The organism is Streptomyces aquilus (assembly GCF_003955715.1).
Lineage (GTDB): Bacteria > Actinomycetota > Actinomycetes > Streptomycetales > Streptomycetaceae > Streptomyces > Streptomyces aquilus.
Genome location: NZ_CP034463.1, coordinates 9,136,225 through 9,151,842, shown reverse-complemented (window position 1 = coordinate 9,151,842; position 15,618 = coordinate 9,136,225). Strand labels below are relative to the sequence as shown.

Here is a 15,618-nt window from a genome sequence, read left to right as displayed (position 1 = left end):
CAGTCCGGCTGCTCTCCGCTGGCTTGATCGCATCGTTCGGTCGTTTTCCGTCCCCTCGCACAGACAACCCACAGGCGTCTGTCACCCGTCCTCCGGGGCGCGAGAGGCTTCCGGGACCGACGGGACGCCTGCGCTCGGGGTGTTGAGGAGAGGGACTTGATCCGTGCCCGGCGAATATGTGTGACCGCCGTGGCGGTGCTGGCGGCCTTCGTGGGGTCGCCCGGACCGGTACAGGCGCAACAGGCGCCTGATGCGGGGGTGTTGAGTGCGAGTGGGGAGAACGGGCTGCCGCCGGGGTGGCGGATCGACGGGGAGGGGGCGGCGCGGAAGCTGGTCTGGCGCGCCGCGAAGCCCGTCCCCATGGGAGACGCCCGCGTCGAGTTCCGGGCCGGGGACCGGCTGCTCGGGGTGCCCCGGCCGGCGAAGGACGGTCGCACCTTCCGGCTGGACCTCGCGGACGCCGCCACCGGCGCTCTGACCGACCTTCAAGTGACGGCCGGGGGACGTCGGTTGGACGCGGCGGCGGGTCACCGGGACAAGGTCTCCGGGGCCGCTCCGCGGCAGCCGGCCGCGCTGCCCGCGAACTCCGTCGACCCGGGCAAGCCCGGTTCGTACCGCACGGTCAGCGGGGAGTACTCGCTCCCCGCGGTGCGGCTGCCCGGCTACAAGGAGCCGATCGAGATGCGGGCCGAGGTCGTGGCCCCGAAGGGTGCCACCGGTGCGCGGCCGCTCGCCCTGTTCCTGCACGGCCGTCACTCCACCTGCTACAAGCCGGGCTCCGAGGACGACGTGACCGGCGACTGGCCCTGCGCGGACGGGTACAAGCCGATCCCCAGCCATCTCGGTTACCTGCGCGACCAGCGGCTCCTGGCCTCCCAGGGCTATGTGACGGTGTCGGTCTCGGCGAACGGCATCAACGCCCAGGACGCGGACGCCGACGACGCCGGCGCCCAGGCGCGCTCCTCGCTGGTGCGCCTGCACCTCGCCCACTGGGCCGACTGGGCCGCCCGGCCGAACACCGCTCCGGCCGCCGTACGTCAGGGCGCGAAGGCCGATCTCTCCCGTGTCCTGCTCGTCGGGCACTCGCGCGGCGGCGAAGGCGTCAACCGGGCCGCCATGGACAGCCTGTACCCGGCGCCCGCCGCCCAGGACGGCTATCGGGGCCCGGTGCGCTGGAAGGTGCGCGGGACCGTGCTCATCGGACCGACGATCTTCGGCCAGAATCCGGTGGCGGACGTGCCGTCGGTGACGCTGCTGCCGGGCTGCGACGGCGATGTGTCGGACCTCCAGGGCGAGGTGTTCACCGACGGGACGCGCGGGATCAGCCGGGGCCGCGCACTGCACAGCGCGGTGTACGTGGTCGGCGCCAACCACAACTACTTCAACAGCGAGTGGACCCCGGGCCAGGCCCAGGCGCCCGCCTGGGACGACTTCGGGAAGGACGAGGAGCGGCCCGACCGCGTCTGCGATCCGGGCACGGCCACCCGACTGACCGCCGATCAGCAGCACAAGGCGGGCGCCACCTACATCGCCGCCGCGGCGCGGCTGTTCCTCGCCGGGGACGACAAGGTGCGCCCGCTGCTGGACGGCTCCGGCAAGCGGGCCCCGTCCGCGGACCCGGCGCGGGTGCTGACCCACGCGGTCGGCGGCCGACGTACGGGCGGCTTCCTGCCGGACGGCCCGGTCGCGGTGACCGGTGCCCGGCTGTGCTCGGCGATCGACCCCGACCCCGCCGCGGCCTGTCTGCCCGCGGACACGCAGGGGGCGTCGCCGCACTTCGCGTGGTGGGAGACCGAGCGGGAGACGGGCCGCCGCGCGGTCGACCTGAAGTGGTCGGCGCCGGGCACCGCGGCGCGGATCACCCCGGACAAGCCGCTGTCCCTGGCCGGTTCGCAGAAGCTCGCGCTGCGGGTCTTCGTACCGCCGAACACCACGGGCACCAAGCTCGACGTGTCCGTCACCGACGCCGCCGGACGCAAGGCCGCCCTCGGCCGCGTCCAGGTGGACGGCCTGCCGGGCACCGACCGCACCGCCTCCTACTGGGCGCGCGAGGTACGCGTACCGCTCACCGCGGCGACCCGCGCGGGGCTCGACCTCACGCACCTCAAGTCCCTGGCACTGACCCCGCGTTCCGGCTCGGGGCAGGCCTGGCTGATGGACGCCTGGGGCTGGGCCCCCGGTACCCCGGCGGTCACGGCGGCGGCCCTGCCCCGCGTCGACGTCGGCCGCACGGTCGTCAAGGAGGGCGACTCGGGCACCGTCACCTACCGGGTCCCGGTAAAGATCTCCGGTCACGGCAGCGGCCAGGTCCGGGTGTACGTGCTCGACCCGGAGACCGGCTCCGGCACCGAGAAGCTGGTGACCGTGCGTCCCGGGAGCGACGCCATCGACGTACCGGTCGAGGTCAAGGGGGACACCACCTTCGACTACGACAAGCAGCACGACATCGCGGTGAAGGCGGTGCGGGGCGCCGTCGTGGGCGCGCACCGCGGCGGGATCACCGTCCAGAACGACGACCCCGAGCCGGTGATCACGCTGGCCCCGGTCGCCGACCGGGTGACCGAGGGCGAGACGCTCAAGTGGCGGCTGTCGCTGGCCGAGCCCGCGGCCGTGGACATCTGGCAGCCCGTGCGGGTGCTGCCGGTCACGGACGGGGCCGAGCTGTCCACGAAGGACGTGGACCCGCAGTGGCTCCTGGACTACTCCGGTGACGTACCGGACCCGGAGCGGCCGCTGTCCCGGGCGAACCTGTGGGTGTGGCTCACCATCCCGGCGGGACACACGAGCACCGACTTCGACGTGGTGACGATCCGGGACCAGGTGGCCGAGCCGACCGAGTCGATGCGTCTCGCGCTCACCGACTACGACGCCGAGCCGCTGCCGGACCGCCCGGTGCTGACCGGGACGGTGCTGGACGCCTCGTAACGGGGCCGCACACAGCCGAAGGGGGCACGGACGAGTCGGTCCGTGCCCCCTTCGGTCGTCACAGGGTGATGCGGAGGCCCACGGTGCCGTCCACGCCCCGGCGCAGCCGGCTGCCGAGAAGGCTGAGCCGGCCCGTGACGCCGTACTTGCGTGCGATCAGGGTGCGGTACCGGGCGCTGGTCCCGGCGTCGCAGATCTCGGCGGTGGCCGGTACCTGATCGCCGGTCGGGTTGCCGCGCAGGTCACAGGGGCCGACGAGGACGTCGGCCCGGTTCCGGATCCGCTTGACCTTCCAGGAGTCGGCGACCGTCCACACACCGAGCGCGTCCCCGTCGCGGACCACCCACACCGGGGTGGGGACGGGGGTGCCGTTCTTGCGGTAGCTGGTGATCAACAGGTACTTGCCGGCAGCGAGCCGCTCCAGCGGCGTGTCACTCATGGCGGGAGTCTAGGCAGCGGGCGCCGGACCGCCGCCGCCAGGGCGCGCGAACAATTCGGTTCACCTCCGGTTTCGGCCGGGGGATGCTGGGGGTGACGGACCGGACAGGGGGCTTGTGCGTGACCTGGAATCCTGAGCACGGCGTACGGGGCCCGCTGGAAGTCGTCTGCGACGAGTCGGGGTCGGACGGGGAGAACCTCACGGGCGGCAACACCGATGTGTTCGCGCACGGCAGTGTGTCGCTGCCGCTGGAGGTCGCCGCCGCGTACGTCCAGGAGGTCCGGGACCGGATCCGCTCGCCCGCCACCGAGTACAAGGCGGGTCATCTGCTGCGGGAGAAGCACCGGGACGTCCTGGAGTGGCTGCTCTCGCCCTCGGGTCCGATCGACGGCCACGCCCATGTCCATCTCACCGAGAAGGCGTACTTCGTCGTCAACCGGACCGTCGACCTGCTGCTCGGCGACGGGACCGAGGCGCTCGCCCTGTACCGGGAGGACCGGCCGGCGGTCGGCGCGCAGCGGTGGCGGGGCTTCCTCGACGCCGCCAACCGGCTGCTGCGGGTGCGGCTCGACGGGGAGGCGGACGGTGCCGTCGACGGCTTCTTCCGTACGGTGGACGACCTGCGGAGCGCTCGGCCTCGGTCGCAGATCCTGGAGCGGCTCGCGACCGCCCGGCCCCGCGCCGACGCCTACCGTGCGCGGCTGCTCGAAGGGCCGCCCCTGATTCCCGTGCTGAATCCGCTGCTGCCCGCCATCGTGCACACGGTCGCGCACTGGAGCGCGGGCGGGCGGACGGTGCGGGTGGTGCACGACCGGCAGAACATGCTCACCGAGCAGCGCATCGCCTGGATCGAGCGGCAGGCGGTGCGGGCCGGGGCCGGGTTCGAGGGCATGGAGCTGGTCCAGGCGCGGTGGGATCCGCGGATCCAGCTGGCCGACTTCCTCGCGGGCATCGCCCGCAAGGTCGCCTCCGACGTGCTCAACGGCCATGTCGATCCGGTGCTCGTGGAGCTGCTGCGCCCCTATGTGGGGCCGACGTCGGTGTGGGGCGACGGGCGCAGCTGGGCGGTGCTCTGGCCGGGCCCGGTGGACGGAGTTGCCCCCGCACCCTCGGCAGACGTCAACTTCGCGGTCTAGATTGCGCCTTGACGCAGTATCCGAGCCGGCACTCCAGGAGAACAGAGCCCCGTGACGGACCACTCGCCGACCGCCGCCGCGTCCCTGCGTGGCCGGATCAACACCCTGCAGCCGCACACGGCGCGGATCTGGAACTACTGGCTGGGCGGCGGGGACTACTACGAGGTGGACCGGGTGGCGGGCGACCGCATCCGTGAACTCCACCCGGCCATCGACGAGTACGCCCGCGCCGACCGGCTGTTCCTGGGCCGCGCGGTGCGCCATCTCGTCGTCGAGGCGGGCGTCCGGCAGTTTCTGGACATAGGCACCGGCCTGCCCACCGCGGACAACACCCACGAGGTCGCCCAGCGTCTCGCCCCGGACGCGCGGGTCGTCTACGTCGACAACGACCCGCTCGTCCTGGCCCATGCCCGCGCGCTGCTCACCAGTACGCCCGAGGGCCGCACCGACCACCTCGACGAGGACCTGCGCAACGTGGACGCGATCCTCCAACGGGCCGCCGCCACCCTGGATTTCACCCGCCCGGTCGCGCTGATGCTGCTCGGCGTGGTCATCTTCCTCGGGGACGACGAGGACCCGTACGGCATCGTGCGCCGCCTCATGGACGCATTGCCCGCCGGGAGCCACCTCGTCCTGTCGCACACCGTGGTCCATCCGGCGATGCCCGACGTGGACGCGGCCGTCCGGTTCTGGAACGCGCACGGCACGCCCCGGCTGACCCAGCGCTCGCCCGAGGCGGTGGCGCGGTTCTTCGAGGGTCTGGAGGTGCTGGCGCCGGGAGTGGTGTCGTGCTCGCGGTGGCGGGCCGAGGGCGCGCACGGGTCCGAGCCTGCCGAGGTGGCGCTCTACGGCGGGGTCGGCCGCAAGAAGTGATCCCTGCCGTGGTGAACACGGCAGGCGTGGGGCGCGTATGAAGGGAGGGCACTCGACTTCCCCGAGGCCCCGCGGTGTTGCCGCCGCACGTTCGGGGTTCGGGAGCCATGCATGAGGCACGCACGACGACGGATGGTCCGGCGAGTGACACGGCTGGCCGCGGTCGGCGGACTCCTGCTGGGCGGCACCATGGTCACCCGCGCCGTCGCGAGCGAACCCGCGGGCCCCTCCGCCTTGCCCCGTACGACCGCGGCGTCCGCGGCGCAGACCGGCACCGAGCTGGTGTCGCGGCTGGGCACCTCCCGTACGGCGGGCAGCTGGATCGGGGACGACGGCCGCGAGGTCGTCGCCGTCACCGACCAGGACGCCGCCGCGCAGGTGCGCAAGGCGGGTGCCACGGCGAAGGTCGTCCCGCACAACATGGACGAACTCAAGTCGGCTACGGGGACGCTGCGTTCGGCGCCCCGGGTGGCGGGGACGGCGTGGGCCGTCGACTACCGGACCAACGAGGTGGTGGTACGGGCCGACAGCACCGTGTCCGCCGCCGACTGGCAGCGGCTCACCCAAGTCGCCGAGCGCATCGGCGGTTTCGTGCGCATGGAGCGCACCGAGGGCACCTTCACCCCGCGCATCAACGGCGCGCTGCCCATCCTGTCGACGGGCGGGCGCTGTTCGGCGGGGTTCAACGTGACCGACGGGCAGCAGGACTTCATCCTCACCGCCGGGCACTGCGGGCCCACCGGGTCGGTCTGGTTCGCGGACAACCGGGGCCGGACCCAGCTCGGCGAGACGACCGTGCAGAACTTCCCCGGCGCCGACTTCTCCCTGGTCAAGTACGACAGCGGCCGGGCGGGCGACGGCGCGGCGGTGGTGTCCGTGGGCGGTGGCAAGGGCGTGCTGATCACCGGCGCGGCCGATCCGGCCGTCGGGCAGCGGGTGTTCCGCAGCGGCAGCACCAGCGGGCTGCGCGACGGTCAGGTGACGGGGCTCAACGCGACGGTCAACTACCCCGAGGGGACGGTGACCGGGCTGATCGAGACGAACGTGTGCGCCGAACCCGGGGACAGCGGTGGCCCGTTGTTCTCCGAGGGGATCGCGCTCGGGGTGACCTCGGGCGGCAGCGGTGACTGCACGTCGGGCGGTACGACGTTCTTCCAGCCGGTGACGGCGGCGCTGAACCAGCTCGGGGTGCAGCTGCTGGTGTCGGCTCCCGCGGGCGGCGGGCAGCAGAGCGGCGCACCGACTCCGTCCGCCTCCGCCCCCCAGGGCGCGGCCGCTCCGGGTGCGGCCACGCCGGGGTCCTCGGCGCCCGCGACGGGCGGTGGCGCGGAGGGCGAGACGCTGCTGGCCCGGCTCACGGACACCCGTAACGTCGGCCCGGGGCTGCTGGTCGTCGGGGGCAGTCTGATCGCGCTGGTGGCGACCCGGTACATCCGGGCGGAGCAGGACCGCAAGGCGTACCAGCGGTACTACTCGGCGACCTGGGGCTGATGCCGGACAGGAGAAAAGAGGCACCCGTGGAAACGGGTGCCTCAGGTGGCGTTGAGTGTCTTCCGAGGCTGGATGTCAGGCCGGCTGGGGGGCCGCGGCGGCCCACTCCAGGACGAGCCGCTGGTACTCCTCGCGCTGCTCGCCGCTCAGTGTCCCGCCCGACCGGAACCACAGGGCCCGGATCTCCTCGTTGACCTCGTCAGCCGACCTGTCGGAGGCGGGTTCAACACTGGTGGACATGATGTGAAGCATACGGGCCCCGAAGTGAAGGCGCCGTGAGTAAGTACGAGCAATACGGACATTTCGGACCGTGTTGCTGATCACGTCCATCTGTCCACCCCGGTCAGGGAGTTCGCCCAGCTCAGACGTGGTGGAACTCACGCTTCCGCGGTGCCGAGCACCAGGACCTGGATGGCCAGGACAGCCGCTCCGCGCGCCCAGTCGTGAAAGTCGGACACCTTGGTCTCCAGGTCGATCGGCGCGGCCAGGGGATGCCGGTGGAAGCGGATGGTGCCGTCCACGACCTTGCCCGCCACGTCCATCAGGCCGACGCCCTCACCGGCGAGCAGGATCTTCTGCGGCATCGCGAAGTTGGCGATCTGGGCGATCAGGGTGCCGAGCGCCCGCGCGGCCTCGTCGATGACCCGGGCCGGCATGGGCTCGCCCGCGGCGGCGAGGGCGAGGATCTCCTCGTAGGTGTGGTCGCGGCCGGTCGCGGCCCGCACCTGGTAGCGGATGTTGGGGATGGCCAACAGGGAGACGGCGCTGCCCCGTTCGCCTTCGGGGGTGAGCGGGCCGTTGGGGGTGACGATCCAGTGGCGCCCGAAGCCGCGGTCCTCCTCGGCGTAGGGCACCCGCCGTCCGTTCAGCACCAGTCCGTAGCCGACGCCGGCGCCGATGGTGAGCACGACGAACCTCTCGAGGCCGCGGCCGGCGCCGAACCAGGTCTCCGCCTCGACGAGCGCGGCGACGTCGTTCTCCACGACGACCGGCAACCCCGTGCGGTCCTCGACGAGTTCGGCGAGCGGGACGTCCCGCCAGCCCAGGAACTGCGACTCCCCCACGACGGCCCGCCCCTGGACCAGCCCGCCCACGCCGATGCCGATTCCGGCGACCCGCGAGGGGTGGGCGCGGGACAGCTCGTCGGCCATCTCCGCGAGCACGTCGGCGACTTCGGCGGGGTCGTGGGTGGTGAGAGCGCGGTCGTGGCGGGCGACGATCTCGCTGCGCAGGGTGGTGACGACGCCGTAGACCATGTCACCGGTCACCTTGAAGCCGATGAAGGAACGGGAGTCGGCGACGACGTCGAGCGGCTGCGAGGGGCGGCCCTGGCGCACCTCGGCGGGGCCGCCCGCCTCGGGGACCTCGATCAGCAGCCCGGACTCGATGAGCGGCTTGGTGAGCCGGGTGAGGCTGCCCGCGGACAGGTCGAGGCGGCGCGCGAGCTCAGAGCGCGACAGCGGCCCGTGGACGAGTACCTCGATCGCCACCGAGCGCTCACCGGGACTCAGGGGGTGCCAGCTGGCGGCTGCTGCGGTCATGACGGTCAGTATCCCCCGCTCGTTTTCTTTTGCCATGGAAGCAATATGACCAGTCTAGGAGGGAGTGAGTGGCTGGGAAAAGATGATTGCACACCTCTTGACGCCCTTATTCTTTCGCCACAAAAGTAAGTGACCCGAGGATGAGCCGCCGCAGACGAGGGAGTCTCCCGATGACCATCGCCTCCAGCAGCCCTCCGTCGCGCCTCCCCGTGGGCGGCGCCGAGGGCGCACGGACGACACCGAGGACGAGGGCAGCGAAAGCCCGGGAAGGCGGCGGGGACGGCCGGCTCGCCGCGGTGTTCCTGGCACCGGCGCTGCTGGGCTTCCTGGTCTTCCTGCTCTGGCCGACGCTGCGGGGCATCTATCTGAGCTTCACCCGCTTCAACCTGCTGACGCCCGCGCAGTGGGTGGGTCTCGACAACTACGACCGGATGGTCCACGACCCGATCTTCTGGGACTCGCTGCGGGTCACCGTCGTCTACGTGGTCATCAACATCGGGGTGCAGACGGTGTCGGCGCTCGCCATCGCCGTGCTGCTCCAGCGGCTGACCCAGTCGGCGGTGCTGCGCGGCATCGTGCTCACGCCGTATCTGATGTCGAACGTCGTCGCGGGCATCGTCTGGCTCTGGGTCCTGGACACCCAGCTCGGCATCGGCAACGAGATCATCGCGGGCCTCGGCTTCGACCGCATCCCGTTCCTCAACGACGAGACCTGGGCGATCCCGACGATCGCCCTGATCAACGTGTGGCGGCACGTCGGCTACACCGCCCTGCTGCTGTTCGCGGGGCTCCAGGCCATCCCGAACGACATGTACGAGGCCGCGAAGGTGGACGGCGCGAGCGAATGGCGCATGTTCTGGCGGATCACGCTGCCGCTGCTGCGTCCGGTCCTGGCGGTCGTGCTGATCATGACGGTGATCGGATCGTTCCAGGTGTTCGACACGGTCGCCGTGGCGACCAACGGCGGTCCGGCGAACGCCACCAACGTCCTGCAGTTCTACATCTACGGCTCCGCCTTCGGCCGCTTCCAGTTCGGCTACGCCTCCGCGATGTCGGTGGCGCTGCTCGTGGTGCTCAGCGCGATCACCGTGCTCCAGTACCGGATCACCCGCGCCGGTCAGACGGACCTGGGCTGAGGAGAGAGGAGACACCGACATGGCCGCTGTGACCGCTCCGCCGACCAGGACGAGTCCCGTGTCCGTACGACCGCTCAGGCGCCGGCCCTCCGTGGGCCGGGTCGCGGCCTGGGTGGTGATGGCCGCGATCGTGCTCGTGACCCTGCTGCCGTTCTACTGGATCCTGCGCACCGCGCTGTCCTCCAACACCGCGCTGGCCGCCCACCCCGGCGACCCGCTGCCCGTCGACTTCACCACCGGTGGCTTCGAGCGGGCGCTCGGACTGCAGTCCACGAAGGAGGCGATCGCCCAGGGCGGTGCGGCCGGCGGGCTGAAGTTCTGGCGCTATCTGATCAACTCGGTCGTCGTCTCGACCCTGATCACCGTCTGCCAGATCTTCTGCTCCGCGATGGCCGCCTACGCCTTCGCCCGGCTGCGCTGGCGCGGCCGGGACAAGGTCTTCGGGCTGTTCCTGGCCGGGCTGATGGTGCCGACCATCTTCACCCTGCTGCCGAACTTCGTGCTCATCAAGCAACTCGGCCTGATCGACAACCTGTTGGGCATCGCCCTGCCGACGATGTTCATGACGCCGTTCGCGGTGTTCTTCCTGCGGCAGTTCTTCATGAACGTGCCCCGCGAGGTCGAGGAGGCCGCGCTGCTCGACGGCGCCGGGAAGGTCAGGATCTTCTTCCGGGTGATGCTGCCGATGGCGTCCACGCCGATCCTCACGCTCGGCGTGCTGACGTACATCACCTCCTGGAACGACTACTTCTGGCCGCTGATGGTGTCGTACAGCGACAGCTCGCGGGTGCTGACCGTGGCGCTCGCCATCTTCCGGGCACAGACCCCGCAGACCGGTTACGACTGGTCCGGGCTGATGGCCGCCACGCTCATCGCGGCCCTTCCCATGCTGCTGCTCTTCGGCGTCTTCGCGCGCCGCATCGTCAGCACCATCAGCTTCACCGGCGTCAAGTAAGGGGACCGGGATGCGAATTCGAACCGTGGTGGCGCTCACCGGAGCGCTGACGCTGTCCCTGGTCTCCGGGTGCGCGCAAGGCGGCGCGGCCGGCTCGGGCGCCGGCTCCGTGACGTACTGGCTGTGGGACGCCAACCAGCTGCCCGCCTACCAGGCCTGCGCGCAGGGCTTCGAGAGGGAGAATCCGGGCCTCGACGTCAAGATCACGCAGATGGGCTGGGCCGACTACTGGACCAAGCTCACCGCGAGCTTCATCGCGGGCACCCAGCCGGACGTCTTCACCGACCACATCCAGAAGTTCGGCCAGTTCGCCGACCTCGACGTGCTCGAACCGCTGGACGACCTGGGCATCGACGACTCCGCCTACCAGGCCGGGCTCGGCGCGAACTGGATCGGCCAGGACGGCCACCGCTACGGCGCCCCCAAGGACTGGGACACCGTCGCCCTCTTCTACAACAAGAAGCTCACCGAGGCCGCCGGCCTCACCGCCGACCGGCTCAACTCCCTGTCCTGGAACCCGAAGGGCGGCGGCACCTTCGAGAAGGCCATCGCGCATCTGACCGTCGACCGCGACGGCAGGCGCGGCGACGAACCGGGCTTCGACAAGAACCACGTCAAGGTGTACGGCCTCGCCACGGGCGGCGCGGGCGACAGCGACGGGCAGACCACCTGGAGCCCGTTCACCGCCTCGGCGGGCTGGAACTACACGGACAAGGCCCGCTGGGGCGACTCCTACGCGTACGACAGCAAGACCTTCCAGTCGGTGATCGACTGGTACTTCGGGCTCGCGAAGAAGGGCTATCTCGCGCCCTACACCGACTACACCGACGGCGCCAACCCGGCCAACGCCCAGGTGGCCTCCGGCAGGGCGGCGACCGCCTTCGACGGGGCCTGGATGATCTCGACGTACTACGGCACCAAGGGCCTCGACGTCGGCACCGCCGTCACCCCCACCGGCCCGAGCGGCAAGCGGGCCACCATGATGAACGGCCTCGCCGACTCGGTCACCAAGAACGCCCGCAACAAGGAGGGCGCGAAGAAGTGGGTGAAGTACCTGGCCTCGGACGAGTGCCAGAAGACCGTCGGCGGCTACGGCATCGTCTTCCCGGCCACCCCCGACGGCACCGCGGCGGCCGTGGCGGCGTACCGGAAGAAGGGCATCGACGTGTCCGCCTTCACCGAACCGGTCACCGACAAGCGGCACGCCCGGACGTTCTCCTTCCCGGTCACCGACTACGCGGCGGACGTGTACGCGCTGATGCGGCCGGCCATGCAGGACGTCTTCGCCAACGGCGCCCCCGTGAGCGGACTGACCAAGACCAACGACCAGATCAACTTCATCCTCGGCCAGTGAAAGGCACATCCTCCATGACGTTCTCCCTCGGCATCGTCGGCGCCGGGCAGTTCTCGGGCCAGTTCGCCAAGCTGTTCCTGGCCCACCCCGGTGTCCGCGACGTCCACGTCACCGACCTCCTGCCCGAGCGGGCCGAGCAACTCGCCGCCGCCGAGGGCCTGTCGGGGACCTTCCCGTCGTACCAGGCCATGCTGGAGTCGGAGGCCGTCGACGCGGTCGCGATCTTCACCCAGCGCTGGACGCACGGCCCGCTGGTCCTCCAGGGCCTCAACGCCGGCAAGCACGTCTACTCCGCGGTCCCCATGGCGATCACCACCGAGGAGATCGCGGCGATCATCGACGCGGTCAAGGCGACCGGGCTGACGTACATGATGGGCGAGACCAGCCAGTACAACCCGGCGACCGTGCACGCCCGCAACCAGATCGCCGAGGGCGCCTTCGGGCGGCTCTTCTACGCCGAGGGCGACTACGTCCACGACATGGATCTCGGCTTCTACGAGGCGTACCAGTACAGCGGCGGCGACAACTGGAAGGCGACCGCCAGCTATCCCCCGCTGCTGTACCCGACGCACTCGGTGGGCGGGGTGCTCGGCGCCTGGCAGACGCACGCGGTGAGCGTGTCCGCGATCGGTGTGGTCGACGACCGGGGCGACGGGGTCTTCGACAAGGAGGTCAGTCAGTTCGGCAACGACTTCTCCAACGCCACCGCCCTGTTCGAGGTCGCGGGCGGCGGGTCCTTCCGTACGAACGAGTTCCGGCGGGTGGGCTACCCGTCCCACATCCGCGAGTCCCGTTTCCGTTTCTTCGGCACGGAGGCGAGCATGGAGCAGCTCGCCACCTACGCGCTGTGGCAGGACAAGAAGGGCGTCAAGGACATCAGCGAACTCCTGGAGCCCAAGCCGACACTGTCGCCTGACGACCCGTCACTCCAGCACATCGCGCCGGACCTTCGGGCCGCCTTCACCTCCGGCTCGGCGCCGGTGCACGACCGCTCGCGGCTGCCGCGGGAGTTCGACCACCTGCACAACGGCCATGAGGGCAGCCACCACTTCCTGGTGGACGACTTCGTCACCGCGGTCAACTCCCGCACGCTGCCGTCCGTCAACGCCTGGGTGGCGGCCCGCTACACCCTGCCGGGCATCATCGCGCACGAGTCCGCGCGGCAGGGTGGGGTACGGCTGGAGATCCCGGACTTCGGGGACGCACCGCGGTAACCGGCCTGTGCCGCAGGCCGGGTGGCCGATCAGGTGCCCGGCTTGCGGCCGTAGATGAAGACGTCGTCGCCCTTCTTCAGCAGCGACCAGTACTTCTTGGCGTCCTTCTTGGTCATGTTGGTGCAGCCGTGCGAGCCCGGCGGGTTCCACATGCTGAGGTTCACCGAGTGGAAGGCCTGGCCGCCGTCGAAGAACTGGCTGTACGGCATGGGCACGTTGTAGATGTTCGAGACGTGGTCGATGTCCCGCCAGTAGATCTTCTTCAGACCGGTGCGGGTCTCGTAGCCGTCGCGTCCGGTGCGCACCGGGACCGGCCCGTAGACCAGCCTGTCGCCGTCCTGGATCCAGCTCAGCTGGAGGGTGAGGTTGACGCAGGCGATCCGACCCTTGTTGGTCGGGCACTTGCCTTCCTTGTTGGGGTTGTTGCCGACGGCCTTCTGCTTCTTCATCAGGTCCATCACACCCCAGGTGACGGAACCGGCGTAGCCGACGTTCGGCTTGATGCCGTGCTTGTTCTGGAAGGCCTGGATGGCCTTGCAGTCGGTCGTCGACTGCTTGCCGTCGACCGTGAGGCCGAGGAACTTCTCGACCTGCTTCTGGTACGGGCCGGTCTGTGTCGTGCAGCTCGCCGCCTGCGCGGGCGCGGTGCCCAGCGCGAGGGTGAGCGGTGCGGCCAGTCCGGCGACTGCGAGGGCGACGGCCCCTCGTCTGCGTATGTCCCCCATGATGTGCCATGCCTTTCCGTGTCCGGTGCGATCTCCCTGTTTGACCGGTGCACGGGGGTGGCGGTTGTATGCCGGCTCAGGCTGTGACGAAACGGTGAACTTCCAGCTCGTCACAGCGGCGCAGCAGCTCGACCGCACGGCCGAGGACGTCCGGGGTGGCGGTGAACGGCAGCCGCAGATGATGGGTGAGCGTGGCGCGGTCGGCGGCGAAGTGCGGGCCGGGTGTCACCGCGAGCCCGTGCCGGGCCGCGCGGGCCGCCAGCTCCGTCGCGGGTGTCGTGCCGAGATGCAGCCACAGGGACAGCCCGCCGTCCGGGACCGTGTACGTCCATCCGGTGCCGTCGAGGAGGCCTGCCAGGTGATCGCGCTGGGCGCGCAGCCGGGACCGGCGGTCGGCCAGCACCGCGGACAGCCCCTCGCCGAGCAGTTCGGTGGCGATGAGCTGTTCCAGCGGCGGTGGCGACAGTTGCGCCTGGAGCGGGTTGCGCCGCAGCTGTCGTACGAGATCGGCGGTGGCCCTGATCCAGCCGATCCGCAGGCCGGTCCACAGGGTCTTGCTGGCCGAGCCGATCTGGACCACGCGCGGCCCGGCGAGGTGGGGTTCGCTGCCGGGCGGTGTTCTGAGGTCGAGGTCGCGCAGGGTCTCGTCGGCGATGACGGTCAGGGGCAGCCGGGCGATCTCCGCGCGGGTGGCGGCGTCCATGTGGGCGCCGGTGGGGTTCTGGAAGTCGGGGACGAGATAGGCGAGTTGGGGGCTCCGGGTGCGTACGGCCGCGGCGAGGTGCCCGGTGTCCCAGCCGCCCTCCGACGTCACGGGCACCGGGAGGAGACGCGTGCGGCGGGCACGCAGGACCGCCAGCGCGCCCGGGTACGACGGGCTCTCCACGGCGACGGGCCGACGGCGGTCGGTGTGGAGCTGGTCGAGGAGCAGAGTCAGTGCGGCCTGCGCTCCGGAGGTGACGAGGATCTGTTCCGGACGGGTCGCGAGGCCGTCCCGGGTGTACCGGTCGGCCAGCAGTTCCCGCAGCCGCGGCAGGCCCGCCGTGGCGGCGCCCGAGTCGACGAGCAGGGCGGCGCTGCGCTCGGTGGCCCGGGCGAGGGCGGCGAGGTAGGCGTCGTGGGGTGCGGACGTCAGGGCGAGGGTGAGGTCGAGGTCGGCGTCACCCGCTCCCCCGCGGTCCAGGGACCAGGGGGTGGTGCGCTCGGTGAGTCGGGCCGGGAGACGGACGTGGCTGCCGCTGCCGTGGCGGGTGTGCAGCCAGCCGTCGTCGCGGAGCTGGGTGAGGGCGGCGACGACGGTGCCGCGGCTGACACCGAGGACACGGGAGAGCTCCCGCTCGGAGGGCAACCGGGTACCGGCGGGCAGCCGACCGTCGACGACGGCCTCACGGACGGCCGCGGAGAGGGACCTCGCGAGCGGGCCGGGCCGGTCCCGCCAGGGGCCGAGGACGGTGGCGAAGCCCGGGGGCGGTGGTGCGGGGCGGTCGCTGGCGGTCGGGGCGGGGCCCGTTGTCACCGGTGCGGGGCCCTCGCTGCGGCCTGAAGCCGGACCAGCCCCCATCGGCGCGGGGCGGTCGCTTGAGCTCGCAGCCTGACCAGACGCCACCCGCGCCGGACGGTCGCTCAAGCCCGAAGCCGGACCAGACGCCACCCGCGCCGGACGGTCGCTCAAGCCCGAAGCCGGACCAGACGCCACCCGCGCCGGGCGGCCGCTGAAGCCCGAAGCCGGACCAACCCCCACCCGCGCCGGGCGGTCGCTGGAGCCCGAAGCCGCGCCGGACGTCACCGGTGCGGGGTGGTCGCTGGGGCTCGGGGGCTGGCCGGTTGTC

At 71.3% G+C, this 15,618-nt stretch carries 13 protein-coding genes; 8 read left to right on the top strand and 5 right to left on the bottom strand.

From position 1 onward, the window contains the following. The first annotated feature begins 156 nt into the window (after positions 1–156). A complete protein-coding gene (locus tag EJC51_RS41895) occupies positions 157–2,925 on the top strand; it encodes an alpha/beta hydrolase (protein ID WP_126275884.1) in 2,769 nt (922 codons plus the stop codon). Positions 2,926–2,983: 58 nt separating this feature from the next. Here EJC51_RS41895 and EJC51_RS41890 read toward each other — a convergent pair whose 3' ends face one another. Continuing rightward, the gene (locus EJC51_RS41890) at positions 2,984–3,364 is read right to left on the bottom strand and encodes a PPOX class F420-dependent oxidoreductase (protein ID WP_126275883.1); all 381 of its coding nucleotides are present in this window, start codon (positions 3,362–3,364) and stop codon (positions 2,984–2,986) included. A gap of 119 nt (positions 3,365–3,483) precedes the next feature. Between EJC51_RS41890 and EJC51_RS41885 the strand changes: the two genes are divergently transcribed. From EJC51_RS41885 to EJC51_RS41875, 3 genes are all read left to right on the top strand, one after another. Continuing rightward, positions 3,484–4,500: a hypothetical protein gene (locus tag EJC51_RS41885; protein ID WP_126275882.1), complete on the top strand. Its 1,017-nt coding sequence runs from the start codon at positions 3,484–3,486 to the stop codon at positions 4,498–4,500. A 51-nt stretch (positions 4,501–4,551) separates the two neighbouring features. Beyond that, a complete protein-coding gene (locus EJC51_RS41880) occupies positions 4,552–5,373 on the top strand; it encodes an SAM-dependent methyltransferase (protein ID WP_126275881.1) in 822 nt (273 codons plus the stop codon). 111 nt (positions 5,374–5,484) lie between these two features. Then, a complete protein-coding gene (locus tag EJC51_RS41875; protein ID WP_126275880.1) occupies positions 5,485–6,864 on the top strand; it encodes a S1 family peptidase in 1,380 nt (459 codons plus the stop codon). A 75-nt stretch (positions 6,865–6,939) separates the two neighbouring features. Here EJC51_RS41875 and EJC51_RS48010 read toward each other — a convergent pair whose 3' ends face one another. Both EJC51_RS48010 and EJC51_RS41870 read right to left on the bottom strand, forming a co-directional pair. Continuing rightward, positions 6,940–7,104, bottom strand: a complete 165-nt coding sequence (locus EJC51_RS48010) for a hypothetical protein (protein ID WP_165951053.1) — start codon at positions 7,102–7,104, stop codon at positions 6,940–6,942. Positions 7,105–7,241: 137 nt separating this feature from the next. Beyond that, a complete protein-coding gene (locus EJC51_RS41870; protein WP_126275879.1) occupies positions 7,242–8,405 on the bottom strand; it encodes an ROK family transcriptional regulator in 1,164 nt (387 codons plus the stop codon). A 170-nt stretch (positions 8,406–8,575) separates the two neighbouring features. Between EJC51_RS41870 and EJC51_RS41865 the strand changes: the two genes are divergently transcribed. The 4 genes from EJC51_RS41865 to EJC51_RS41850 are packed head-to-tail and all read left to right on the top strand — an operon-like array spanning position 8,576 to position 13,064. Continuing rightward, positions 8,576–9,541, top strand: coding sequence for a carbohydrate ABC transporter permease (locus EJC51_RS41865; protein ID WP_126275878.1), 966 nt, complete (start codon positions 8,576–8,578; stop codon positions 9,539–9,541). 19 nt (positions 9,542–9,560) lie between these two features. Beyond that, positions 9,561–10,496: a carbohydrate ABC transporter permease gene (locus tag EJC51_RS41860; protein WP_126275877.1), complete on the top strand. Its 936-nt coding sequence runs from the start codon at positions 9,561–9,563 to the stop codon at positions 10,494–10,496. A gap of 10 nt (positions 10,497–10,506) precedes the next feature. Then, positions 10,507–11,850 (top strand): ABC transporter substrate-binding protein, encoded by a 1,344-nt coding sequence (locus EJC51_RS41855; protein WP_208870776.1) that lies wholly within the window; start codon positions 10,507–10,509, stop codon positions 11,848–11,850. A gap of 14 nt (positions 11,851–11,864) precedes the next feature. Continuing rightward, positions 11,865–13,064, top strand: coding sequence for a Gfo/Idh/MocA family protein (locus EJC51_RS41850; RefSeq protein WP_126275876.1), 1,200 nt, complete (start codon positions 11,865–11,867; stop codon positions 13,062–13,064). 29 nt (positions 13,065–13,093) lie between these two features. On the opposite strand, the gene EJC51_RS41845 is transcribed toward EJC51_RS41850, so the two are convergent. Both EJC51_RS41845 and EJC51_RS41840 read right to left on the bottom strand, forming a co-directional pair. After that, complete coding sequence (locus EJC51_RS41845) at positions 13,094–13,789, bottom strand: L,D-transpeptidase (RefSeq protein ID WP_126275875.1); 696 nt, start codon at positions 13,787–13,789, stop codon at positions 13,094–13,096. Between the two features lie 76 nt (positions 13,790–13,865). Then, positions 13,866–15,305, bottom strand: a complete 1,440-nt coding sequence (locus EJC51_RS41840; protein ID WP_166682957.1) for an aminotransferase-like domain-containing protein — start codon at positions 15,303–15,305, stop codon at positions 13,866–13,868. Positions 15,306–15,618: the final 313 nt, after the last annotated feature.

Bases quoted from the DNA above. Each gene is read 5' to 3' on its own strand.
- EJC51_RS48010 (WP_165951053.1), bottom strand. From the start codon at position 7,104: ATGTCCACCAGTGTTGAACCCGCCTCCGACAGGTCGGCTGACGAGGTC.
- EJC51_RS41860 (WP_126275877.1), top strand. From the start codon at position 9,561: ATGGCCGCTGTGACCGCTCCGCCGACCAGGACGAGTCCCGTGTCCGTA.
- EJC51_RS41850 (WP_126275876.1), top strand. From the start codon at position 11,865: ATGACGTTCTCCCTCGGCATCGTCGGCGCCGGGCAGTTCTCGGGCCAG.
- EJC51_RS41855 (WP_208870776.1), top strand. From the start codon at position 10,507: ATGCGAATTCGAACCGTGGTGGCGCTCACCGGAGCGCTGACGCTGTCC.
- EJC51_RS41875 (WP_126275880.1), top strand. From the start codon at position 5,485: ATGAGGCACGCACGACGACGGATGGTCCGGCGAGTGACACGGCTGGCC.
- EJC51_RS41890 (WP_126275883.1), bottom strand. From the start codon at position 3,364: ATGAGTGACACGCCGCTGGAGCGGCTCGCTGCCGGCAAGTACCTGTTG.
- EJC51_RS41845 (WP_126275875.1), bottom strand. From the start codon at position 13,789: ATGGGGGACATACGCAGACGAGGGGCCGTCGCCCTCGCAGTCGCCGGA.
- EJC51_RS41865 (WP_126275878.1), top strand. From the start codon at position 8,576: ATGACCATCGCCTCCAGCAGCCCTCCGTCGCGCCTCCCCGTGGGCGGC.
- EJC51_RS41870 (WP_126275879.1), bottom strand. From the start codon at position 8,405: ATGACCGCAGCAGCCGCCAGCTGGCACCCCCTGAGTCCCGGTGAGCGC.